We start from the raw sequence: 22,218 nt of genomic DNA, 5'->3' as shown, positions 1-22,218 counted from the left end.
CAGTTCGATGACTGCCGGAAAGGGTGCGGGCACCTCTCGGTGCCCGCATCGCTCATCAACGGCGGTGGATCACGCCTGTCAACACGCCCTTGGCAAGGTCGTGGGTAGCCACGGTCACGATGAGCGTGCCAATCATCACAACTCTATTAAAGCCGCGTAGCGCCTAAGGGAAAATCCGGCATCGCAGTCGCTTCTGTGCACTCTCATACCTAGCTTCCCAGGCACCGCGTCCGCCCCGCATGCGCCGTATACGGTCAACGATGCGAACTTCGAGCGCGTGCGCATGCTGCACGCCCAGGCTTCCTGGCCTCGACGTTCTTCCGATCCAGCTTGCTGCCAGCCAGCCTCCTGCTGAGAACTGCAGCCGCCGTCATAGCGATGCTGATCAGGAGGCACGCGACCGCAAAGCCCGATTCCACGAGATCGGCAGCTGCTCCATCGGGCGCCAGTGAGAAGAAGGCCCCGCCGACCAAAGCGACTGACAGTGCGGCACCAAGCTGCATTGCCGCGCTGACCATGCCGGCCGCCAGGCCCGCCCAGCGGGGCTCCACCAGATCGATGTTCAGCCGCACCAACGCGGGTACGGCAATTCCCTGGCCTACACCGATAAGCACCAGGGGCAGAGGAACAAGGGACGGCTTGCCGATCGCGGCAGCGCCAGCTGTCAATATCAGGCCCGTCACCTCCAGCCCCATACCGAATGCAGCCGCGCTCGATCCCAGCCATCGCGAGAGCCGCAGGCCCAACGGTGGCCCCAGCAGCTGTCCCATCCCGACCGGCAGGATCGCGAGCCCCGCAGCCAGGGCATCGCGGTGTAGACCCGCTTGCTGATATACCGCGAAGGTCAGGAAGAACGCCGCCAAGGCGTAGAAAAGGACCGCCGCCGCCAGGCCGAGATACAGCCCATTGGCTGGCGACAAGACCGAAGGAGGCACCAGGGGCGTACCGCCCGAGCGTTCCCGACGCTTTTCGTAGCGCCAGAAGATGACGAAGAGTGGTGGACTCAGCCCCAGCAATCCCAGGCTCCACCAGGGCCAGCCATGCTCGCGTCCTTCAATGAGGGGCACCACGACCGCGAGAACGCCAAGTGCCAGCAACAAAGCCCCTGCGAAGTCCATTCCCCCTGCATGTTCTTGCTTGGTTTCGCGCACCAACGTCAATGCGGCAGGCACGGCAAGAACAATGACGGGAACGTTGATGAGGAAGACGCTGCGCCACCCCATGCCCCAAAGATCTGCCGAGACCAGCACACCTCCAAGAAGCTGGCCGCCGACAGCGGCCAGCCCGAATGTTGCCCCGTACAGACTGAGCGCACGGCTCTTCTCGCTTGCCGGAAACATCGCATGGATGGACGCCAGCGCCTGCGGTGCCATAACGGCTGCAGAGATGCCTTGCAGAAGCCTGCCCAGGACCAGCATACCGGCCGAGCCTGCGAGCCCACAGATGGTCGATGCCAGCCCGAATCCGAGCATGCCTGCAACAAAAGCGCGCCGACGCCCATACAGGTCACCCAGGCGACCGCCCAGGATTAGGATGACGGCGTAGGCCATCGCGTAGACAGACACCACGAGCTGCGCCACATCCGCTGACGCATGCAGATCCGTCCTGATCGAGGGCAATGTTACGTTGACGATGAAAAAGTCCAATGGCGGCAGAAGCGTGCCGGTCAGGAGAACGGCCAAGGCAGGCCAGCGGCGCGCGTCGGTCGCACCCGGATTGGAATCAATGGGCATGGAGCTGGTCCTGGTAAGTCGCGCTCGGTCTTCGGGTCAGCGCATGCCGCCGGCGCCAATGATGCGTTCGCCGGTCACCCAGGCCGCATCAGAAGACGCGAGAAACAAGACGATCGAGGCGATGTCTGTTACCTGGCCAATCCGGCCGAGTGGAGTCTGCTGCTCGTTCCACACCTGGAAGTCAGACCCCATCACGCCATTGGCGTGCGTACCGTCTGTCTCGATGAGCCCTGGGTTAACTGAGTTGACGCGGATTCCACGTGGCCCCAGCTCGCGCGACAGCACGCCTGTGATGGCGTCGATGGCTCCCTTGGTACCGCTGTAGATCGAGCTCTCGGCCGGCAATATCCGCGTCACGAAGGAACTGATATTGATGATGCTGCTGCCTTCGGCGAGGAATGGGGCGGCCGCGCCAGTGACCAGAAGCGGGCCAAGCACGTTCAAATCAAACTGCTGGCGGTACAGTGCCTCGGTGGTGGCCTCGATCTTCGCGAACTGGTAGATGCCAGCGTTGTTGACCACGATGTCCAGCTGACCGAAATGATCGATGGTCGACTTGATCAGCCTATCCACTTCCGGCTTGTTGCGGACGTCGGCGCGCACCGCAATCGCGCGTCCACCCTCCCCTTCAATGCCGGCGACCACGTCCTTCGCCTCGCTTTCGCTCGTCGCAAAGTTCACAACCACCTTGGCGCCTTCGGCTGCCAAGCGGCGGGCTATGCCCGCGCCGATTCCTTTGGATGCGCCTGTTATCAGCGCCACTTTACCGTTCAGCTTACTCATGTCGTCCAACTCCAATGGCAGCAACGTCGATGCAGGGCGCATGTTGCCCCTGACAGGGTTGTTTGAGGACTGCCGTTCCTGCATATTCCGCGTACATTCTTGAACGGGTGGCCATGGCGTGGACTGGAGTGATATCCGCATATTTCTTGCGGTCGTCCGCGGAAGATCGCTGGGCGAGGCAGCTCGCAGCCTGGGCGTGAGCCATCCGACGGTGGGTCGTCGGATAAAGGCGCTCGAGGACGAGGCCGAGCAGCCTCTGTTTCGTAGAACGAAGGACGGCCTTGTACTTACCGATACGGGAGACGCGGTGCTCGCACTTGCTGAATCCATGGAGGAATCGGCGCTGTCCATGGAGCGGCGCTTGGCCGGCAACCATGAGCGCCTGGAAGGCATTCTGCGGATCGCCGCAGCCGACTGGTTCGCCGCGTACGTCCTGGCGCCCATATTCATTGAACTCGGGCGCCTTCACCCTGCCGTCGTGCCCGAGGTTATTGCGAGCTACCGCCTTCTTGATCTCTCCCGTCGCGAGGCCGACGTTGCCTTTCGCATCGTGCCATTCAGTGAGCCGGACATTGTCCAGCGCCGGCTGATGACGATGCCGTACGGCCTCTACGGATCGGCGGCAACAGCGCAGGCGGTGATCGATGACCCGCAATCGGTGCGCTTGATTCTCATGAATTCAGCCCAGGCCCACTTCCCTGACGTCACTTGGTTACTGGACCGGTTCCCTCACTCCAAGCGCTCGCTGACCAGCACCAGCCGTAGCGTTCAGGCCCAGATGTGCCTTCGGGGCAACGGCGTTGCAGTGTTGCCAAGACCATTGGCGGAAGGCGTGGAAGGTCTTCGTCGCATCGATCTGCTCGGGCAGCCCCCCAGTAGGGACATCTGGGTTGGTTACCACCAGGACCTCCGCCACATGGATCGGCTGCGCGCACTGCTGGAGATCACCGAACAAATGCTGAGGGAACCCGCGAGTCCTTCCGATGGCCAGAGAAACCAGCACCCCCGGCAGACCTGAGGATCCGGAGCAGGTGCGCCGGGAAGGTCTGCGCCGGCTGCAGTTAGTGGAAGCCATCAAGCTCGAAGCCCCACCCCTGCCCTGCGGGGTGGAGCCGATACGTCGCCGGTCGGGCGCGCTTCGTGTGGCGGGTATCCGCGCACGCCACACCCCCACCACCGTGGCGTCCATTCCGCACCGGCGATGGTGCAGGCGTTCGATCCGGGTGAGCTGGCGCAGTTGGGCGCACCGCTTTCTGTAATTGCGGGGGAAGCCGATGAGGTGGCCTCGCCCGCGACCAACAGCAAGGTTATTGCCGCAGCGGGTGGCAAGGCGCACCTGCAGGTATTGCCCACGGTGGGCCACTACGATTTCTTGGCCGAGTGTACCGGCCTGGCCCGGCAGCGGGTTGGCAAGCTGTGCGAAGTGGAGGCTGAAAAGTCGGCTACACATGCGGCAGCAATCCGGCAGGCAAAGGTACTGTTTGACTCCGCGCTGCGACAAGCTCAAGAGAGCCAGCGGGCGATAGTCCCCGCCCCTCAAATCCCCGCCGACTTTTTTGACCAGCGCCTTCCCCGCCTCCGGATCGGGCGATCTGCATCCAGCCGCCCCCTCCCCTCCCTCACTCATTCATTCAGCGCGAACGCCCGCCGCCACTCGCGCGGGCTCACCTGGAAGGCTCGATTGAAGCTCTGGCGGAACGACACGGCCGTGCGGTACCCGGATTGCTCCGCTACCTGATCGATGGACAGTGACGTCGATTCCAGCAGGTCCTTGGCGCGACGCAGCCGCTCGGCATCCAGCCAGGCACCCACCGTCATGCCCGTGGCCTTCTGGAAGCGTCGGGTAAATGATCGCCGGCTCATTGCGACCCGTCCGGCAAGCTCATCCAGCGAATGATCCCGGCGCAGGTCTTCGCGGATGTAGTCCAGCAACCGGCTGAGCAGTGCGTCCTGCGGTGAATCCGGCAGGGGTTGGTCGATGTACTGGGACTGGCCCCCTTCGCGATGCGGCGGCAGGACCATGATGCGCGCGATGCGGTTGGCCTCGCGGGCACCGCAGAGTTTCCTGACCAGATACATGCAGCAATCCAATGCAGCGCCGGTTCCGGCGGACGTCACGATGCGATCTTCATCGACGTAGAGCGCGTTCATGTCCAGCCTGACCGTCGGGAACCGTCCGTGGAAGTCGCCCTCTGCCAGCCAATGCGTGGCGGCCGGACGTCCGTCCAGCAAACCCGCGTAAGCCAGTGCATAAGCGCCGTAGCACAGACCCACGACATGCGCGCCGCGTCGATGCGCAGCGATCAGCTTCGCGCGCAGCGCACCGCTGGGCGCCTCATCCAGATCGTTCCAGCCGGGGATGATCACTACGTCGGCCTGGTCGAGCAGCTCAAGGCCCCCGTGAGGCGTCACTGCCACCTGCCCGCCCGACAACGTGACCCCCTGCCGCTCGGAGGCGATACGGAGCTGGAACAGCGACCGGTTGTCCATTTCGATGTCGAAAATCATGAGGGGTACGGAAAGATGGAAGGCACTCACGCCCTCCGGCGCGACCACGACCACCGGGATGGGTGCTGGTTCCTGCTGGGCTGAACGGTCAGTGGGCATGGCCCGAATCCATCGATGTTGGTCTCTCAGGCCAGTATTCACAGGTTGCTGCGGGCGTCAATCTAGGCGTCGTCCATCCACGCGGAGACACGCACATGAAATCGACCTCGCTCGCCTTGGGGGCCCTGTTGGCACTCGGCCTCGCCACCGCTGCCGACGCTGCAGACACCCCTGCCACGACTACGTCCATCCAGCAGATCCGCAACGCAACGGCCAGGATCACCTATGGCGATACGGTGCTGCTGGTGGACCCGATGCTCGCTGCCAAAGGCGCCTATCCGGGCTTCCCGGACACCTATCGCAGCGAGCTGCGCAATCCGACGGTCGAGCTCCCGTTCGACGTCAGCCAGGTGCTGAAGGACGTGGATGCCGTGCTGCTGACCCACACCCATCTGGATCATTGGGATCCCGCCGCGGAAACGCTCATCCCGCGCGAGATGCCGATGTTCGTACAGCACGAAGCAGACGCTGCCCTGCTCCGCGCGAAGGGGTTCGCTGACGTGCGCATCCTTCCCGCACACACCACGTTCGGCGGAGTGCGCATCACCCGCGTCGCTGCCCAGCATGGCTCGGCGGACATGTTCAAGGTCGAGCCGCTGGCTACGCTGCTTGGCAGCGTCACCGGCTTCGTGTTCGAGAAATCCGGCCAACCGACCATCTACCTCGCCGGTGACACCGTATGGACCGGAGACGTGCAGGACGCGATCAAGCGCCATACCCCGGACGTCATCGTGCTCAACACCGGCGATGCGCGGGTGAAGGGTTTCGATACCGGCATCATCATGGGCGTGGACGACACCTCGCGTGTCCACGCGCTCGCCCCGAAGGCAAAGATCGTAGCGGTCCACATGGATGCGGTGAACCACATGACCGTCTCCCGTGCTGACCTCCGCCGCTACGTGGATGAAAAAGCAATCCAGGACAGCGTGCTGATTCCTGAAGATGGCGAAACCCTGACTTTCTGAAGGAGTGATGATGAAAACCGCACTGATTGTTGTCGATATCCAGAATGACTATTTCGCGGGCGGCCGCTTCACGCTGGAGAACAGCGAGACGGCGCTGGCGGCGTCGCTGGAGGCCATCGCAAAGGCCAGGCAGGCCGACGAGGTGGTCGTGGGAATCCAGCACATCGCGCCGAGCGAGGGTCCGTTCATGGCGCGGGGAACCACCGGCGCTGACCTGCATCCCGCCATCGCCGAGGCGTTGCAGGGCTGCCCTGTCATCGAGAAGCACCAGGCCGACAGCTTCCTTGGCACGCGCCTGGGCGAAACGCTGGCTGCGCAGGATGTCACCGCCATCCGACTGGTCGGCATGATGACCCAGCACTGCATCACGCACACGGCGTTGTCGCCGGAGGCGGCCGGCCTGGAGGTCACCATCGTGGGCGCAGGCTGTGCCGCACCGACAGCCACCCTCAGCGCCATCGCGCTGGCGGGACTATCCGGTCGTTGCAAGGTGGTCTGATCCGCGTTGTCCAGGCCGGCTCCGGTGGTGCAGGGACCATAGCGATCCAGCTGGCAAAACATCCGGGCGCGTTCGCTGCCATCAGCACCAGCAGGGCCAATGTGGGGGCGGGCCAAGGGCAAGGTGGTGGTGGAGGTACTGTAGCGCCAGCCGGTGATGGGTGCGTGGGACATTCAACTTAGCGCCACGATGCCGCTTGAGACTAAAGGCAGGCCCCAGCGTACAACTCTGGGTCAGGCGGGGATGCGACCTGGAACACGCCCTCGAATGAGCGCCTTGGACCGCGTTGTTCTTTGTACAGCTCGATAATAAGGCTACCGGATACAACGCACAAAAGCCGGCGTCCCGCCATCGGATGTTGCCCCAGAGCGACGCGTCGCAATGGCCGACGTACACCAGGCCGCATTCTGACTCCACTATGACGGAGGGGCCCCGTGCTGGGAGATCGTCGCGACCGGGTCCCGTTCCGGGCACAGTGCTTACCTAGCGCGCTGCCGGCGCTGGTGGAGACAGATGCCAATGCAGATTTATGAGCAGGCGATCGCAGATCGGCGGATCGCGGTTGCTCAAGCAGACCATCGTCATGTCGTTGGTCGGGTAGACCGAAAGCGCCGCGCTGGTGCCGGCCGCGCCCCCGCCGTGGCCCCAATGCGGGAACTCTTCCGGGCCGGACGAGATGAAGCCATAGCCATACCAGTTGGTCTGCTGCTTGATCGCCTCCTGCAACAGCGGCAATAGGATCAAGCTGCCTGCCTTGAGCGCGTCGACGAAGCGCAACTGATCTTCCACGGTGGAAACGCCTCCCCCGGCTGGCGACCCTTGCCACGGAAGCTGGCTGGCACTGGGTACGAACTTCCCGTCCTCGGCTTCGGTGTAGCCGCTCGCGATTCCCGACATGTGTTCCCTGTCTGGATAGTACGTCGCGGTCATGCCGGCAGGATGGAAGATGTGCTCATCCAGATAGGTGTAGTAGCCCTGCCCGCTGACTTCTTGCACCAGCGCGCCGAGCAGCAGGAAGCCGTAGTTCGAATAATCGAAGGCTGATCCGGGCGCAAACGACGGGCCGCGATGACCGTTGAGCTTCATGAGATCGTCGATGGTGCGGGCCCAGGCGCGATTTGCGCCCTCCTCCGGCAGGAGTACGCCAATATCGCCGGTGCCCCCCTGATGGGAGAGCAGTTGCCGGATGGTGACCTTCGCCATCTCCTTGTTCGGATAGTCCGGCAGATACTTCCCGATGGGATCGTCGAACTGCAGCGTGCCGGCTTCGATCATCTGCAATACCGCAACCGCGGTGAACATCTTGCCTTGGGAGGCGAACAGGAAGGGGGTATCCAGGCGCACGGGCACGTGGTTTTCACGATCTGCCAGTCCGAATGCCTTGCCGTACAGCCGCTTGCCATTGCGTTCGATGACGAGCGCGCCAGAGAAACGGTCGGCCCTCGAAAGCTGCGTGGCGAATGAATCCAGCGCCTTCAGCGCCTGTTCCTCCGACAGGGGCTGCGGTTCCTGCTTGATCTCAGCGAGTTTGGTGTCGCCAGCTGCTCCAGCCGTGATCGTGATCCGCCTGTATGCCGGGAAACTGCGCTCGCGTGTCATCGCCACGAATATCCCCGGCTCGTTCCGCTCAACCTTTACCACGTCCAGACCGCCGGTTTCTTCGCGGCTGTCGAGCAGGTAGTCCAGGTTGAGATCCGCGTCGGCGAAGTGGTGCGCGTTGAACGCCTGCAGCCTGGCCTTGTCGTTGCTGTTGAACGCCACCAGCCAGGCATCAAACGCGGTTTCGGCAGGCGGCTTGGCAACGGCGGTTGATGCCAGCACAAGCAGCGCGGCCGCTACACCCATGCGTTGGAACAGGATCATGCTTGTCGGTACGGTCATGCGCTCTCCATTGCGTCCTGGCAGGGTTGACTATTGGACCAGACGCAAGCGCAGTCAATGCCCGTACCTGCAGAACCGGCCGGTTTGCCTGAAGTAGCCCTCATCACCGATCATTCAGCGCTAACGTTTTGCACCCACGGAGAACATCTTGAAAGGACTCCTGCTCAACATCGCCATTTCGTTGACCGCGGCGACGATCTCGCTTTACGCCCTGCATGAAGCAGGCCAGGCAAATGACCCATCCCGCATCCTGGAAGCCCGTGGCCTGATCGTCAGGGACGCCTCTGGAGTTGCCCGCGTGGAAATAGGCGCACCGGTGAACGGGCCCATGGTCCTTGGAAAACGCGAAGAACGCGTCGCGCCAGCGGCGGGCATCCTGCTCAATGGTCCAGACGGCAATGAGCGCGGCGGCTACCTGACGGTCGACACCGGCGATGAGGCGGTGCTGACGCTGGATGGTGCAGGCGACGGCAGTGAAGTGTTCAAGGTAGTGGCCAATGAAAAGGCCGGTGCGTCCTTGTTCGTCATCCACCAGAACGGGTCGGTCGCCATGCTGACGACCTACCAAGGCCATCCTGAGCTCCGCTTCATCGAGAAGGATGGCACGGTGAGCTACTCGCAGGGGGCCAAAGAGTAGCGCGCTTCCGGCGCCCTACTCCCCTTCTGCGTGCTTAAACGGGCGCTGGGCCATCACCTTGTCCGGGGTGATCGGCGTACTGCGGATGCGCTTGCCCGTGGCGTGATGGATGGCGTTGCAGATCGCCGCCGACACGCCCACCAGGCCGATCTCCCCTACCCCCTTCGCCCCGAGGCTGCTGACCACCCGGTCGTCTTCCTCCACGAACAGCACGTCCACGTCATGGATATCGGCATTGACCGAGACGTGGTACTGGGCCAGATCGTGGTTCATGAAACGGCCAAACCGGTGGTCGGATTCGGTGTGCTCGTGCAGCGCCGCGCCAATGCCCCACACCACCCCGCCGATGATCTGGCTGCGTGCGGTAGTGGGATTGAGGATGCGACCCGCGGCGATCGCACTGACCACGCGCATCACCCGCACCGTACCGAGCTCCTCGTCCACGCGTACCTCCACGAACACGGCGCTGTGCGTGGCGCGGGTATAGCGGCGCTGCTTCAACACATTGGGCAGCAACAGGTACTTCGCTTCGATGCTGGCTTTGCCGGCGTCGGCCAGCAGCGTGGTGAGTGCAACCGCGCTGCCCGGGTCAGCCCGCAGTGCCATGCTGCCATTGGCGAATACCACGTCATCGACGCCGGCACGGCTGAACGCCGAGTTCTTCCTTCCAGCAGCAAGCGCGAGCAGCTGCCGGCGCAGCTTGGCACAGGCCCCGTCCACCGCCGAGCCCACCGTGCTGACATGCGATGAGCCGCCCTCGATCGGGGCCACCGGCAGCGTGGAATCACCCAACTGGAAGGTGACCTGTTCCAGCGGAAGGCCTAGCGCCTCGGCGGCGATCATGCTCATCACGGTATAGGTGCCGGTGCCGATATCGGTGGCCGCACTGCTGACCACCAGCCGGCCATCGGCATGCAGCTCGGCATGGGCGCGCGCGAACATCTGCATCGCGTCCCACTGGCCGGTCGCCATGCCCCAACCGACCCATTCGTGGCCTTCGCGGCGCGCGCGCGGCAATGGCGCGCGATCGGCCCAGCCGAAGCGCTCTGCACCGCGGCGGTAGCACTCGCGCAATGCCTTGGTGGAGAACGGTTTGCCATCGGCCGGATTGGTTTCGGCGTAGTTCTTCAGCCGCAGCGCCAGCGGGTCCATGCCGATTTCATTGGCCAGCTCGTCCATCGCCACTTCCAGCGCATGCATGCCATGCGCCGCGCCCGGGGCGCGCATGTCGATCGGCGTGTACTGGTCCAGGTCGACCAGTTTGTAGCCCACATGCACGTTGTCGCAGGCGTACAGCTGGCCGCTCCAGTTGACCACCACCTCCACGTAATCCTCGATGCGCGATGTCTCGGCCACGGCCTCGTGCCAGATCGAGCGCAGGGTGCCATCGGCATCGGCGGCGAGCTTCACCCGCTGCACGGTCTCTGGACGGTGGCCGAAGGTGAACATCTGCTGGCGCGTGAGGACAACGCGCACCGAGCGCTCCAGCGCCAGCGCGCCCATCACCGCCAGCGGAAGCTGGTACTGCGGGCGAAGCCCGGAACCGAACGCGCCGCCCACGTAGGCGTTGCGCACGGTGACCTTGCGCTTGGGCAGGCCGAACACATGCGAGACATACCAGCGGCTGTTCTGCGAGCCCTGGGTCTTGTCATGGATGGTCAGGTGGCCGTCGTCACCGCGGATCACCGTGCTGGCGAACAGCTCCATCGGATTGTGATGTTCCACGCCGCTGTAGAAATCAGCCGATATGCGGTGCGTGGCCTGTGCGAAAGCCTGGTCCGGCTCGCCTTTGTCCTTCGGCGGCGCAGAGAATCCGGCCTTCATCTTGCGCGGCTCACGCGCCCGTTCGACGGAGGTGACCAGGTTGGTTTCGTGCGCCTCGACCTCATAACGCACGCCCACCAGCCCGGCCGCGTGACGCGCCGCCTCGAAGGTCTCGGCCAGCACCAGCGCGACCGGCTGGCCGCTGTAGCGGATCTGTGCGTCGTACAACGGCCGGAACGGTGATCCCGCAGGGGCCGTCATGTCCTTGTAGAAGACGCCAGCACCGCGCATGTGCGGGCGATTGAGGTGGGTCAGCACCTGCAACACGCCCGGCACGGCCAGCGCGGCGTCCAGGTCAAAGCCGAGGATGCGCCCCTTTGCGATGCTGCTGTTGACCACCACGCCATGGACCAGATCCTCCGCCGGCCATTCGGCCGCGTAGCGCGCCTGGCCAGTCACTTTGGCCCGGCCATCGATGCGCGGCGTCCCGGTCCCTGTCGGTACGTGGCCGGTTCCCGGCTCGGCAACGGGAACCAGCGGTTGCTTGGGATAGGCGCTCATGCGGCATGCTCCGGTTGGCCGCGGCGTCGGCCACTATTGTCGATGGTGCCCTCGGCGGCGGCCTGCAGGGCGCGCACCACGGCGCGGCGTGCAAGCGGGATCTTGAAGGCGTTCTGACCCTGCGACTGCGCCCCTGCCAGCAACCGTTCGGCCGCTGTTACGAAGGCTGCATCGTCCGGCATCGTGCCGATCAGCAGTTGTTCGGCGTCCGGGCTGCGCCATGGCTTGTGCGCCACGCTGCCCAGCGCCAGCCGCGCATCGGCGATGCGTCCGTCAGGCCCGATTTCCAGCGCGGCGGCGACCGAAACCAGCGCGAACGCGTAGGACAGGCGCTCGCGGATCTTCAGGTAGGCACTATGCGCAGCGAACCGCCCGGCTGGCGGAAGCGTCAGATGGGTGATCAGCTCGTCTGCCGCCAGTGTGCTGTCCTGTTCGGGCTGGTCGCCCGGCAGGCGATGGAACTCGCCGAAGGGGATTTCGCGGGTGCCGCGCAGACTGGCGACGTGCACCGTGGCATCCAGCGCGGCCAGCGCGACGCACATGTCCGAAGGGTGCGTGGCGATGCAGTGTTCGCTGGCGCCGAGGATCGCGTGGTATTTCGTCAGCCCACCCACGGCCGAACAGCCGCTGCCGGGCTCGCGCTTGTTGCAGGGCGTCGCACGGTCGTAGAAATAGGTGCAGCGCGTGCGCTGCAGCAAGTTGCCGCCGTTGCTGGCCATGTTGCGGATCTGTGGTGAGGCTGCCGCCAGGATGGCTGCCGAAAGCAAGGGATAGTCACGTTCCACCAGCGGGTGGTAGGCGGTATCGGCATTGCGGGCGGTGGCGCCGAGCTGCAGACCGCCCTCTTCGGTGGCGGTGATGGCATCCAGCGGCAGCGCGTTGACATCCAACAAAACGCGGGGCTGCATCACCTGCAGCTTCATCAGGTCGAGCAGGTTGGTGCCGCCGGCAATGGGCTGGACGGGGCGCGCGGGGGCGCTGGCAAGCTGCTGCAAGGCCTGCTGCAGCGACGCGGCGCGTTCGTAGGCGGGGGGAATCATGCGGGCACCGTGCCGGGTGTCCAGTGCGCGGGGGACGGCTCGGGTATATCCGGCGGGCCTTGAATTTCTTCAAGAACCGTCATGACCGCATCGGTGATCTGCGGGTAAGCCCCGCAGCGACAGATGTTGCCACTCATCAGTTCACGTACCTGATCACGGGTGCAGGCTTGACCCTCATTGATCAAACCTTGCGCCGAACACAGCTGGCCGGGCGTGCAGTAGCCACATTGCAGGGCATCGTTGGCGATGAAGGCCTGTTGCAGGGGATGCAGGGAGTCGCCGTCCGCCAGCCCTTCAACGGTGGTGATGTCAGCGTCCTGCTGCATGACCGCCAGGGTCAGGCAACTATTGATGCGGCGCCCGTCGAGCAGCACCGTGCACGCGCCGCATTGGCCGTGGTCACAACCCTTCTTGGTGCCGGTCAGCTGCAGGCGGTCACGCAGCAGGTCCAGCAGGCTGACCGTGGATTCGACCTCAAGCGTATACGCCTCGCCGTTGATGGTCAGGCGCAGCGGATAGAGGGGGGAAGCGTGCGTGGCGGGGGGCGGCGGCGTGGCCGTCCGGGATGCAGGGAAATCGCTCATGGCAGGTCCGGCTAGGGCGTCTGCCAACCACCCTGCGCCTCGGCTCGTCTATTCCGGGTGCACGTTGCATGTGCTGCGTGCGAAGTCCTGCCGGTCGAGCTCGGCGGTTGCCTTCTCCGCAGCGCCCGGAAGTGCCACGGTTCCTTTGCTTCCCGCAGCGGAGGCCGGGGAAAGGGCTGCCGCTGTTGGAAACACGACGGCAACGCCGAGGGTGAGCAGTTGTCGGGTGCACATGGGCACGTCTCCTTGGACGAGGATCAGCCGGCAGGCCGGGAAAGGGGCGGGTATCCCGCTTCGGCAAGTGCGGCGAGGAACACGGCTGGCTCCAGCACCGTGTCCACGCTCACCGTCCGCGCTGCCATGTCGATCTGGATTCCGGCCGAAGGGTCGGCACCCAGCAAGGCGGCCCTCACCGGCTTGGCGCAGGAACCGCACGTCATCTGGGGAATGTGGAACTGAAGCATGGTCATCTCCTGGTGGGTTGGCACGCCGACTACTTTCCGCGTTGCCAACGTGGCAAGGTCAACCTGCTTCTTCGAGGAAATAGCATCGTCCTTGGCGTGCGTTCATGTCGTCGCGGATGCTGCCGAACGTCCTTCGGTCAACCGTTGCGCGGCAGGCTCCTGCGCGCACGCGGCGAAGCCGGCGTATCCGTGCCGAAGCGCGGCGTCCTGCGCGGGGAGGCTCCCGGGGCGCTGTCTTTCCCGGCACCGACGGGCTCTGCGAGCTCTTCGATGATCGGGCAGTCGGGGCGATCGTTGCCGTGGCAGCTGCTGGCAAGATCACGCAGCGTGCGCGCCATGGCCTGCAGTCCGCTGATCCTGTCTTCCAGTTCGGCAACGTGCGCCAAAGCGACCCGCTTCACATCCGCGCTGGCACGTTCGCCGTCACGCCACAGCAGCAGCAGCTCGGCGATCTGTTCCACCGTGAAGCCAAGGTCGCGCGAGCGGCGGATGAAGCGGAGGGTGTGGGCGTCCTGCTGGGTGTAGCAGCGATAGCCGGCCTCCGACCGGGCAGCGGGCGGGATCAGGCCGATGCCTTCGTAGTAACGGATCATCTTGGCCGACACGCCGGAGGTTTTCGCTGCTTGTCCAATGTTCACGCTGGTTTCCTTGCCCGCTGTGCGGTCAGTATGGAGCACGCGCGAGCGGTGCGCGGAAGCGCTTGAGCCGCAGCGCGTTCACCAACACGAAGATGCTTGAAAGGGCCATCGCCGCAGCGGCGAAAACCGGTGACATCAACGTGCCGTTGAAGGGATACAGGACGCCGGCCGCGACCGGGATCAGCACGGCGTTGTAGGCGAAGGCCCAGAACAGGTTCTGCTTGATGTTGCGCAGCGTGGACCGGCTCAGTGCGATGGCGTTGACCACCCCGCGCAGGTCACCGGCCATCAGCACCACGTCGGCGGCCTCTATCGCCACATCGGTCCCCGTGCCGATTGCCAGGCCGACGTCTGCTTCAGCCAGCGCCGGCGCATCGTTGATGCCATCACCCACGAAGGCGACCCGTGCGCCGTCGGCGCGGAACCGCTTCAGAGCGGCCACCTTGCCATCGGGCAGCACTTCGGCCGCCACGTCGTCGATGCCAAGCTGGCGAGCGATCGCCGCTGCGGTAGCGGCATTGTCGCCGGTGATCATCGCCACGCGCAGCCCGAGCGCATGCAGCGCCTTGATCGCCTCCGGGGTGGTGTCCCGGATCGGGTCGGCTACCGCGATGATCGCCGCCAGGCGACCGTCGATCGCGGCATACAAAGGACTCTTGCCCTCCGCTCCCAGCCGCTGCGCAACCGGCAGGAACACGCTGGCATCCAGGCCCAGCCGGGCCATGAAACGGTCCGCGCCGACGGCCACCTGCTGACCGTCAACGGTGGCGGTGACCCCGAAGCCCGGGGTCGCATCGAAGCCTTCGGCCGCCCCGACAGCAAGCCCGTACCGGGTGGCAGCGGCCACGATGGCCTCGGCGATCGGATGCTCCGAGCGGGACTCCACGGCCGCGACCAGCGCCAGCACCCGGTCATGATCGAAGCCTGCGGCCGGCACCAGATCGGTCAGTTCAGGGTGGCCCTTGGTCAGCGTTCCGGTCTTGTCCAGTGCCACGACGCTGACATCGCGCAGGGCCTGCAGTGCCTCGCCTTTCCGGAACAGTACGCCGAGTTCAGCCGCGCGGCCGGTACCCACCATGATCGACGTCGGCGTGGCCAGCCCCATCGCACACGGGCAGGCGATGATCAGCACGGCCACCGCGTTGACCAGTGCGAAGGTCAGCGTTGGCGAAGGCCCGAACACCAGCCACGCCACGAACGTCAGCGCCGCCGCAGCCATCACCGCAGGCACGAACCACAGCGTCACCTTGTCCACCAGCGCCTGGATCGGCAGCTTGGAGCCCTGCGCCTGCTCGACCAGGCGGATGATCTGCGCCAGCACCGTGTCCGCGCCCACCCGGGTGACGCGGAAGCGGAACGCGCCGGTCCGGTTCAGGGTGCCACCCACTACCCCGGCACCTACGCCCTTGGATACAGGCGCCGGCTCCCCGGTGATCATGCTTTCGTCCACCCAGGAAGCGCCTTCGACGACCTCCCCGTCCACTGGTACCTTTTCACCCGGGCGGACCGACACCACGTCGCCGGCCGCCACCTGGTCCAGCGGTATTTCCACGCTGGCGCCGCCGCGCTCTATCCGCGCGGTCCGCGGCTGCAGTCCGATCAGTCGCTTGATCGCCTGCGAAGTGCGTCCCTTGGCGCGCGCCTCCAGCGTGCGGCCCAGCAGGATCAGCGTAACGATCACCACGGCAGCTTCGAAGTAGACGTTCGCGGTGCCGGGGGGAAGCACCTGCGGGGCGAACGTTGCGACCACCGAGTAGGCATAGGCTGCAGAGGTACCGAGCGACACCAGCGAGTTCATGTCCGGCCCGCCGCGCAGCAGCGCCGGCACGCCCGCGCGGAAGAAGCGCAGCCCCGGCCCGAGCAGGACCAGCGTGGCCAATGCGAACTGCAGGTACCAGCTGGTCTGCTGGCCGAGCGTATGCATTACCCAGTGATGCACGGATGGCACCAGGTGCGAGCCCATCTCAAGCACGAAGACCGGCAGACCGAGGACCGCGGCAAGCCACAGTGAACGACGCAGGCCAGCCGCTTCGGTCTCGCGGCGCGCGGCCTGCTGGTCTTCCGCCCCGGCATGCGCATCCATCACCGGATGCGCGCGATAGCCCGCTTTTTCGATGGCACCGGCGAGCTGGCCGAGGCTGACCACCCCGGCACGGTGGCGCACCTGGACGCGTTCGGTGGCCAGGTTCACATCGGCCTGGACCACGCCGGGCAGCTGTCGCAGGGCTTTCTCCACCCGCCCCACGCAGGAGGCGCAGGTCATGCCGTGGATCGTCAGCGCGCTGCTTTCTTCCGCCAGCGCATAGCCTGCCTTGACCACCGCATCAGCCACTGCCTGCGGGTCGGGCACGCCGTTGAACGTGACCTGCGCACGTTCGGTAGCCAGGTTGACCACTGCTGTCCTCACGCCGGGAACCGCGTTGAGCGCGCGCTCGACGCGTGCGGCGCACGATGCGCAGGTCATTCCCGTGATCGGCACGCTCAGTGCCCCGTTGGACGGATCGCCTCGCCCGGAAGCGTCTGGAAGAACGGCCGAAGCCATGGCGTATACCTCGAAAGCTCACGTTGGGGGACAGTCTGGGGATTCCCACCGTGGGAAGGTCAAGGCGGCGCCTCCCCGGCGGGCCCGGCACTCCGGAACCACCCGCCCTCGGCGCGGCGGCTTGCTTTCCTGCTTCCAGCGTCGCGGCGACGGCAACACAGCAGCGATTTTCGTCACTCATCCTGAACCATCGGGAAGCCGTCAAGCGCGCGTGACCTGTGCGTCTACACCTGCGCGCCATCCACACACAGTTGCTTCTCACCGCGTTGCCAGCGCAGGCGGCAGCATCGAGCTTCCTCATCCATGAGATCCGCGCCATGTCCTTCGCCACTCCCCTTCATGCCGCCGTCGTCGCCCTGGGCCTCATCGCCAGCGGCGCCTCCAATGCACAGACCAGCGCAGCCCCCGCCCCATCGAGCAGCGCTGCGTCCACCGCCAACGCCCCGTCTGGCGAACTGCGCCAGCAGCAGGCCCTGGGGGTGCTTTCGGCAATCAACCAGGCGGAAATCAACGCCGGGCAGCTTGCTCTGTCGTGGGCCCGGACCGAACCTGCCCGCCAGTATGCGCAGACCATGATCCGCGCGCACACGGAAAACGAAAAGATGCTGGCAGCCTGGAAGCCCGACCGCAGCAGCGCACCGGCGCAGGCCAGGACCACCGAGGCAAAGGCTGAAGCCGCCGCATTGGCCAGGCACCAGGGAGCCGCGTTCGACAGTGCTTACCTGCAGGCCATGGTGAAGGACCATCGCAAGGCGCTGCAGACGCTGGATGACAGCCTCCTGCCTGCAGCAACCGATGCCCAGGTGCGCGCGTTCCTGCAGCAGACGCGTGGCCACGTGGCCGATCACCTGGCCCAGGCCGAGCGCCTGGCTGGCACCCCCGCCACCGGACGCTGATCGACCAAGCCCACACCGTGCGCGCCGCGCAGCAACATGGCGCGCCGGGGGGCGTTCACCCTCACCCTCGACCCGGATGGCCTGAAACTAGTGCGCGTCCGCTGGCCGCGGCACCGGTTGGCCGGAGGGTGCGGCGTGCGGGGCGTGGCGGTTGCCGGAAGGGTCTTCGATCTGGATGACCTGGCCGCGCTGCCAGGCATCGGCACCCGGATCGATCGGCGGCGATGGAATATCGGCGCGCGCCGCCCTGCGCTCTCCGCTGTCGATGCCGATCCGCTGATCACGCGCCGCCAGCATGGCCTGGTCGATCTGGCCGTCAGCGGTGAACCCCATCATCAGCTGGGGCATGCCCCGCGGCAGGTCCTTGTCCAGGTCGGTATGCCAGGTGTGCCACGTCTTGCCATAGGTGCCTACCAGTTTCTCCATCAGCGCATGTTCGGCCGGCGCGGGGATGCCGGGCGCCACCAGCTGTCCCGATTTCACTTCGTGCACGTGGCTGTGCCAGAGTTTCTTCTCCGGCTCGGGCAGGCTGCCGAACAACGCCCCGCTGATGATGTACTCCACGCCCATCAGCTTGGCGTCGCGGACATTGCCATCGTAGATGGTGCACTGGATGACGTCCTCGTTGAGGATGCTGCAGTAATGGTGCGCTTCCATCTGCCCTGCCGGGTGCCCATTGTAGAAATGAAAACCGTCGAGGTAGGCGTTGATCGCTTCGATCGGCGGGCGGTCCTGCAGCAGCGCCGCACCCGCGTCCAGTGCCTTGGTGGCGGGCGCCGCCTCCGCCCCGGGCGCCTGCACACTGGACGAGGTGGTGCCCCCGCCGCAGGCGGCCAGCGCGAGCACGGCAGTAGTGTTGAGGAAGGCAATGCGCATGGAATAACCCTCGTGCGTGATGGAAGGGCGGGCAGGTGCGGTCAGTCGTCCTGGGCCCACCGGGAAAGGTTCTGCTGGAGCGTGTCGATGCCAGCCCATGGATCCTTGCGACGTCGTTTCAGCCGGGCAGGTACATCGCGGAGGGTGAAACTGTCGGCGCGCTTCAACCTGGACAGCTCGTTCCAGGCGATGGGCAATGCCACCGGCGCACCCGGCCGGCCGCGCAACGAATAGGACGCGACCGCTGTCGCACCACGTCCGTTGCGGAGATAGTCCACGAAGATCCGCCTGTTGCGCAGGCGTTTGCTTGAGGTGGCCAGGAAACGATCGGGCTCGGATCGGGCAAGCGCGTCGGCGAACCCGTGCGCGAAGCGCTTGGTGAGGTCCCAATCGCAGCCCGGGTGCAACGGCACCACCACGTGCAACCCCTTGCCGCCGGACACCCGCAGGAAGGATTCCAGCTCCAGCTGCTGCAGCAGCCTGCGGATGTCGGTGGCCGCCTTCTTGACCTCCGTAAAAGGCACCTCCGGGCCCGGGTCGAGGTCGAACACCACGCGATCGGCCCGATCGGGCGAGGCAGCATGGCTGCCCCACGGATGGAACTCCAGCGCGTTGAACTGCACCAGCTCCAACACGCTGGCCGCATCTTCCACCACCAGGTAGTGCGCATTGACGCCGGTGTCCTCCTTCAGCCGCACCGAGCCCACGCGCTCCAGGCCGGCCGTGTGGTGCTTCTGGAAGAAACACGGCCTCGCGGTTCCCGAGGGGCAGCGGATGATCGACAACGGCCGCCCGATGATTTCCGGCAGCAGGTGGTCCATCACGGCGGTGTAGTAGTCCCAGACCTCCTGCTTGGTCGCCTGGATATCCGGGAAGATCACCTTGGTCGGGCTGGACAGCGTCGGCGGCGCACGTGCTGCCACCACCGTAGGACCTTTGCTTTCAGCGGCGCGGGACGCGCTGGCCGGCCGCCGCGAAGGTCGCGCCGTGGCCGCGGCAGTGCCTTGGCCACGGTCGCTGCTGGCGAGGTCGTAAACGTTCTTGTCCGGCCTCACCGCCTTCAGCGATGCCTGGCGCAGCAGTTGCTGGCCGCCGATCCCGCGATAGAACACCTCCACCACGAAGCGTGGCGGAAACCACGTGGCCCCGCGCAAATCGGTCTCGGTGGTCGGTACGTACGCGGTTGGCTGCTTGCCCCCCCCCTGCCCCATCATCGCGCTGAGCTCGGTGATCTGGCTGTCGGTGAAGCCCGAGCCCACCCGACCGGCGTACAACCAGCCATGGCGTGCGTCAGGCCTCGCCAGCAGCAGCGAACCAAATCCGGTCCGGCTCCCCTTTGGCGCCATGTAGCCCACCACGGCAAACTCGTCGCTGGCCAGCTGTTTGGTCTTGCGCCAGTCCTCGCTACGTCCTGCCTGGTAGCCGCGGTCGGCGCGCTTGGAAATGATGCCTTCGAAGTGCTGCTCGCCGGCCAGGCGATATGCCGCGTCACCGTCGCCGGCGATGTGCGAACTCAGCGCCAGGTGCGGCGGTGGATCGGCCAGCAGTTCCTGCAGCAACGCCTTGCGCTGCAGAAGCGGCGCATCGGTGACATCCACGCCGTCCAGGTGCAGCAGGTCGAACAGCACATAGGACAGCGCACCTTGGCGTTCGCCGGACAGCGTGGCCTGCAGCAGGTTGAAGTCCTCCTTGGTGCCGCCGCCCGCGATCAGCTCACCATCCAGCGCCGCCGACTTCATCCCGAGCGCGGCCACCGCCTCGCGGATCTCGGGCAACTTCCCGGTCCAGTCCAACCCATTGCGCGACCACAGCCGCACCTGGCCATCGGCCACGGTAGCCAGTATCCGGTAGCCATCCCATTTGATTTCGTGGACCCACTGGTCTCCGGCTGGCGGATGATCGCCAAGCTTGGCCAACTGTGGCTGGAACGGCCCTTCCGGCGCCTCGGCCTTGCGCGCCCCGGTCAGTCGCAGCGCCTTTCCAGACCACCCACCCCGGCGCGACCGCGCGCTCACCGGTACCGACGTCAGCCGACGCTTGACGGACTTGCCACTACCGGCGCGCTTGAGGTCCGCCGCAGGTGCCGTCGTTACGTCGACCAGCAGGTCGTCCGCCTCGACATCGCCGGCATAGGCATCGTCCTCCTTGAACAGCAGCCACTGTGGCTGCCGCGCCGGCTTGCCGGAGCGCACCAGATGCCATCCGCCCTTGAGCTTGGTGCCGAACAGTTCGAATCGCAGGTGGCCCTTCGCCAGCTGCGCCTCCGGGTCGCCGCGGGTCGACCACACGCCGTGGTCGAACTGCGCCACGTGCCCGCCTCCGTACTCGCCCTTGGGTATCTCTCCTTCGAACCCGGCGTAGTCAACCGGGTGGTCCTCCACTTCCACCGCCATCCGCTTCACGCGCGGATCGTAGCTGGGTCCCTTCGGCACCGCCCAGCTCTTCAACACGCCGCCGATCTGCAAGCGGAAGTCATAGTGGCGCCTGCTGGCATGGTGCAGTTGGACGACGAAGATGGCCCGCTGGCCGGCCGGCACTTTCTTGCCCGGCTCCGGCTCCCGGGTCCGGCCGAAGCTCCGCTTGCGCTGGTACTCGCTCAGCGACATGCCGGGACGGCCTAGCGACGCAGGTGCGCGCGCACGGCCTCGGCGGTCGGTCCCACCGCCTTGACGGCCGCCTCGAGCGCTTCGCGGCTGACGCCCAGCGTCCGGGTCCAGTACTGGACCTCGTAGTCCTCGTTGACGTTGATCCGATCGCGGTCGGGGCTGCCGGTCTGCTGCTTGTCGTCACTCATGTCGATCTCCGTCGGAAGCTGAGTTTCTTCGAGCATCGTTCCGCTGCAGTCGCCTGGACGCGAGCGCTGCGTGAACCCGGAAACAAAAATCCGTTGCCCGAAGTGAAGAAAACGCGGCACGCACACAGTCCTCACGATCCTCTTCGCGCTCGCATGACGACCCGCATACACCTGCATGCCTAGGCTCGGAATCTCTGTCCACCCAATCCAACACGGAGCTTTCGATGGCTATCAAAACCGCTGAAGACCTTTTCATCCACGAACTGTCGGACATCTACAGCGCCGAAAAGCAGTTGACCAAAGCGCTGCCGCGCCTGGCACGCGCCGCCACCAACCCCGATCTTGCCGCCGCGTTCGAGACCCACCTGGAAGAAACGCAGGGCCAGATCGAGCGCTTGGACCAGGTGGTGGAGGTGCTGGGCATCCGCCTGAAGCGCATCAAGTGCGCCGCGATGGAGGGCCTGGTGGAAGAAGGCAAGGAAGTGATCGACAGCATCGAGAAAGGCCCGGTGCGTGACGCTGCCCTGATCGGTGGCGCGCAGAAGGTCGAGCACTACGAGATTGCCTCTTACGGCACGATCGCCGCGCTGGCCAAGCAGCTCGGCTACAAGGATGCCCTGCCGCTGCTGCTGGAGACGCTGGAGGAAGAAAAGGCCACGGATGAGAAGTTGACGATGCTGGCCAAGTCCGGCGGCAATGCCGAGGCTGCAGCCGCCTGAGACCCGACCGCCTGCCAGGAGACCACCATGCAACCCGATCATGATCCGGCACACGAACCCGCTGGGCAGGCAGAGCCTTCTGCCGACGACAAGCGCGCCACCGAGAACGCCGGATACAACCAGCGCGGCCATGGCAAGGGCGGCAAGCTCGGCGAAGGAGAGCCCGACGGCAAGGCCGAGCGCGATGGCAGCACGCAGCCGAACTTCGGCCAGGCCGGCAGCTGGGGCAAGACCC

General features: G+C 65.5%; 18 protein-coding genes and 2 pseudogenes. 7 read left to right on the top strand and 13 right to left on the bottom strand.

Going from position 1 to position 22,218, the window contains the following annotated elements:
* Positions 1-491: 491 nt before the first annotated feature.
* Both SOM47_RS10665 and SOM47_RS10660 read right to left on the bottom strand, forming a co-directional pair.
* Positions 492-1,733 (bottom strand): annotated as a pseudogene (locus SOM47_RS10665) (MFS transporter); the annotation flags it as partial.
* Between the two features lie 36 nt (positions 1,734-1,769).
* Entirely contained in the window at positions 1,770-2,516 is a 747-nt protein-coding gene (locus SOM47_RS10660; protein ID WP_042612946.1) for an SDR family NAD(P)-dependent oxidoreductase, read from the bottom strand.
* Between the two features lie 118 nt (positions 2,517-2,634).
* Between SOM47_RS10660 and SOM47_RS10655 the strand changes: the two genes are divergently transcribed.
* Positions 2,635-3,534 carry a LysR substrate-binding domain-containing protein gene (locus SOM47_RS10655; RefSeq protein WP_042612857.1) on the top strand — a complete coding sequence of 300 codons (900 nt, stop codon included), beginning with the start codon at positions 2,635-2,637 and terminating at the stop codon, positions 3,532-3,534.
* 605 nt (positions 3,535-4,139) lie between these two features.
* On the opposite strand, the gene SOM47_RS10650 is transcribed toward SOM47_RS10655, so the two are convergent.
* The gene (locus SOM47_RS10650; RefSeq protein ID WP_192083489.1) at positions 4,140-5,123 is read right to left on the bottom strand and encodes a GlxA family transcriptional regulator; all 984 of its coding nucleotides are present in this window, start codon (positions 5,121-5,123) and stop codon (positions 4,140-4,142) included.
* A 95-nt stretch (positions 5,124-5,218) separates the two neighbouring features.
* Here SOM47_RS10650 and SOM47_RS10645 point away from each other — a divergent pair, with 95 nt between their 5' ends.
* Complete coding sequence (locus tag SOM47_RS10645; protein WP_320505524.1) at positions 5,219-6,088, top strand: MBL fold metallo-hydrolase; 870 nt, start codon at positions 5,219-5,221, stop codon at positions 6,086-6,088.
* A 10-nt stretch (positions 6,089-6,098) separates the two neighbouring features.
* On the top strand, positions 6,099-6,587 hold the full coding sequence (locus SOM47_RS10640; protein WP_320505523.1) for an isochorismatase family protein: 489 nt from the start codon (positions 6,099-6,101) through the stop codon (positions 6,585-6,587).
* A gap of 483 nt (positions 6,588-7,070) precedes the next feature.
* Here SOM47_RS10640 and SOM47_RS10635 read toward each other — a convergent pair whose 3' ends face one another.
* Positions 7,071-8,468 carry a serine hydrolase domain-containing protein gene (locus SOM47_RS10635; protein ID WP_320505522.1) on the bottom strand — a complete coding sequence of 466 codons (1,398 nt, stop codon included), beginning with the start codon at positions 8,466-8,468 and terminating at the stop codon, positions 7,071-7,073.
* 148 nt (positions 8,469-8,616) lie between these two features.
* Here SOM47_RS10635 and SOM47_RS10630 point away from each other — a divergent pair, with 148 nt between their 5' ends.
* Positions 8,617-9,105 (top strand): hypothetical protein, encoded by a 489-nt coding sequence (locus SOM47_RS10630; RefSeq protein WP_320505521.1) that lies wholly within the window; start codon positions 8,617-8,619, stop codon positions 9,103-9,105.
* 15 nt (positions 9,106-9,120) lie between these two features.
* Here SOM47_RS10630 and SOM47_RS10625 read toward each other — a convergent pair whose 3' ends face one another.
* The 6 genes from SOM47_RS10625 to SOM47_RS10600 form a co-directional block, all read right to left on the bottom strand.
* On the bottom strand, positions 9,121-11,430 hold the full coding sequence (locus SOM47_RS10625; RefSeq protein ID WP_320505520.1) for a xanthine dehydrogenase family protein molybdopterin-binding subunit: 2,310 nt from the start codon (positions 11,428-11,430) through the stop codon (positions 9,121-9,123).
* Positions 11,427-12,494 (bottom strand): FAD binding domain-containing protein, encoded by a 1,068-nt coding sequence (locus SOM47_RS10620; protein ID WP_320505646.1) that lies wholly within the window; start codon positions 12,492-12,494, stop codon positions 11,427-11,429. The genes SOM47_RS10625 and SOM47_RS10620 overlap by 4 nt, the downstream gene beginning before the upstream one ends.
* On the bottom strand, positions 12,467-13,054 hold the full coding sequence (locus SOM47_RS10615) for a (2Fe-2S)-binding protein (RefSeq protein ID WP_320505519.1): 588 nt from the start codon (positions 13,052-13,054) through the stop codon (positions 12,467-12,469). The genes SOM47_RS10620 and SOM47_RS10615 overlap by 28 nt, the downstream gene beginning before the upstream one ends.
* A 257-nt stretch (positions 13,055-13,311) precedes the next feature.
* Positions 13,312-13,518 carry a cation transporter gene (locus SOM47_RS10610; RefSeq protein WP_192084153.1) on the bottom strand — a complete coding sequence of 69 codons (207 nt, stop codon included), beginning with the start codon at positions 13,516-13,518 and terminating at the stop codon, positions 13,312-13,314.
* A 137-nt stretch (positions 13,519-13,655) separates the two neighbouring features.
* Entirely contained in the window at positions 13,656-14,156 is a 501-nt protein-coding gene (gene cueR / locus SOM47_RS10605; RefSeq protein WP_320505518.1) for a Cu(I)-responsive transcriptional regulator, read from the bottom strand.
* A gap of 25 nt (positions 14,157-14,181) precedes the next feature.
* Positions 14,182-16,698, bottom strand: a complete 2,517-nt coding sequence (locus SOM47_RS10600) for a heavy metal translocating P-type ATPase (RefSeq protein WP_320505517.1) — start codon at positions 16,696-16,698, stop codon at positions 14,182-14,184.
* A gap of 317 nt (positions 16,699-17,015) precedes the next feature.
* Between SOM47_RS10600 and SOM47_RS10595 the strand changes: the two genes are divergently transcribed.
* Positions 17,016-17,594, top strand: a complete 579-nt coding sequence (locus SOM47_RS10595) for a DUF4142 domain-containing protein (protein ID WP_320505516.1) — start codon at positions 17,016-17,018, stop codon at positions 17,592-17,594.
* Positions 17,595-17,681: 87 nt separating this feature from the next.
* Here SOM47_RS10595 and SOM47_RS10590 read toward each other — a convergent pair whose 3' ends face one another.
* From SOM47_RS10590 to SOM47_RS10580, 3 genes are read right to left on the bottom strand one after another with little or no spacing between them, the layout of a single operon-like run.
* A complete protein-coding gene (locus SOM47_RS10590) occupies positions 17,682-18,470 on the bottom strand; it encodes an OBAP family protein (RefSeq protein ID WP_320505515.1) in 789 nt (262 codons plus the stop codon).
* A 41-nt stretch (positions 18,471-18,511) separates the two neighbouring features.
* Complete coding sequence (gene ligD / locus SOM47_RS10585; RefSeq protein WP_320505514.1) at positions 18,512-21,076, bottom strand: DNA ligase D; 2,565 nt, start codon at positions 21,074-21,076, stop codon at positions 18,512-18,514.
* Between the two features lie 11 nt (positions 21,077-21,087).
* On the bottom strand, positions 21,088-21,264 hold the full coding sequence (locus SOM47_RS10580) for a DUF3606 domain-containing protein (RefSeq protein WP_080335071.1): 177 nt from the start codon (positions 21,262-21,264) through the stop codon (positions 21,088-21,090).
* A 224-nt stretch (positions 21,265-21,488) separates the two neighbouring features.
* Here SOM47_RS10580 and SOM47_RS10575 point away from each other — a divergent pair, with 224 nt between their 5' ends.
* Both SOM47_RS10575 and SOM47_RS10570 read left to right on the top strand, forming a co-directional pair.
* Positions 21,489-21,983: a YciE/YciF ferroxidase family protein gene (locus SOM47_RS10575; RefSeq protein WP_042612839.1), complete on the top strand. Its 495-nt coding sequence runs from the start codon at positions 21,489-21,491 to the stop codon at positions 21,981-21,983.
* 27 nt (positions 21,984-22,010) lie between these two features.
* A pseudogene (locus SOM47_RS10570) lies at positions 22,011-22,214 on the top strand (hypothetical protein); the annotation flags it as partial.
* Between the last annotated feature and the right edge of the window lie 4 nt (positions 22,215-22,218).

Source organism: Stenotrophomonas sp. CFBP8980 (genome assembly GCF_034046095.1).
Lineage (GTDB): Bacteria > Pseudomonadota > Gammaproteobacteria > Xanthomonadales > Xanthomonadaceae > Stenotrophomonas > Stenotrophomonas lacuserhaii.
The sequence above is the reverse complement of the archived record's forward strand: the minus strand, read 5'-3'. Positions and strand labels throughout refer to the sequence as shown.

Bases quoted from the DNA above. Each gene is read 5' to 3' on its own strand.
- SOM47_RS10575 (WP_042612839.1), top strand. From the start codon at position 21,489: ATGGCTATCAAAACCGCTGAAGACCTTTTCATCCACGAACTGTCGGAC.
- SOM47_RS10580 (WP_080335071.1), bottom strand. From the start codon at position 21,264: ATGAGTGACGACAAGCAGCAGACCGGCAGCCCCGACCGCGATCGGATC.
- SOM47_RS10645 (WP_320505524.1), top strand. From the start codon at position 5,219: ATGAAATCGACCTCGCTCGCCTTGGGGGCCCTGTTGGCACTCGGCCTC.
- SOM47_RS10615 (WP_320505519.1), bottom strand. From the start codon at position 13,054: ATGAGCGATTTCCCTGCATCCCGGACGGCCACGCCGCCGCCCCCCGCC.
- SOM47_RS10635 (WP_320505522.1), bottom strand. From the start codon at position 8,468: ATGACCGTACCGACAAGCATGATCCTGTTCCAACGCATGGGTGTAGCG.
- SOM47_RS10640 (WP_320505523.1), top strand. From the start codon at position 6,099: ATGAAAACCGCACTGATTGTTGTCGATATCCAGAATGACTATTTCGCG.
- SOM47_RS10600 (WP_320505517.1), bottom strand. From the start codon at position 16,698: ATGGCTTCGGCCGTTCTTCCAGACGCTTCCGGGCGAGGCGATCCGTCC.
- SOM47_RS10650 (WP_192083489.1), bottom strand. From the start codon at position 5,123: ATGCCCACTGACCGTTCAGCCCAGCAGGAACCAGCACCCATCCCGGTG.
- SOM47_RS10595 (WP_320505516.1), top strand. From the start codon at position 17,016: ATGTCCTTCGCCACTCCCCTTCATGCCGCCGTCGTCGCCCTGGGCCTC.
- ligD (WP_320505514.1), bottom strand. From the start codon at position 21,076: ATGTCGCTGAGCGAGTACCAGCGCAAGCGGAGCTTCGGCCGGACCCGG.
- SOM47_RS10610 (WP_192084153.1), bottom strand. From the start codon at position 13,518: ATGCTTCAGTTCCACATTCCCCAGATGACGTGCGGTTCCTGCGCCAAG.
- SOM47_RS10590 (WP_320505515.1), bottom strand. From the start codon at position 18,470: ATGCGCATTGCCTTCCTCAACACTACTGCCGTGCTCGCGCTGGCCGCC.
- SOM47_RS10660 (WP_042612946.1), bottom strand. From the start codon at position 2,516: ATGAGTAAGCTGAACGGTAAAGTGGCGCTGATAACAGGCGCATCCAAA.
- SOM47_RS10625 (WP_320505520.1), bottom strand. From the start codon at position 11,430: ATGAGCGCCTATCCCAAGCAACCGCTGGTTCCCGTTGCCGAGCCGGGA.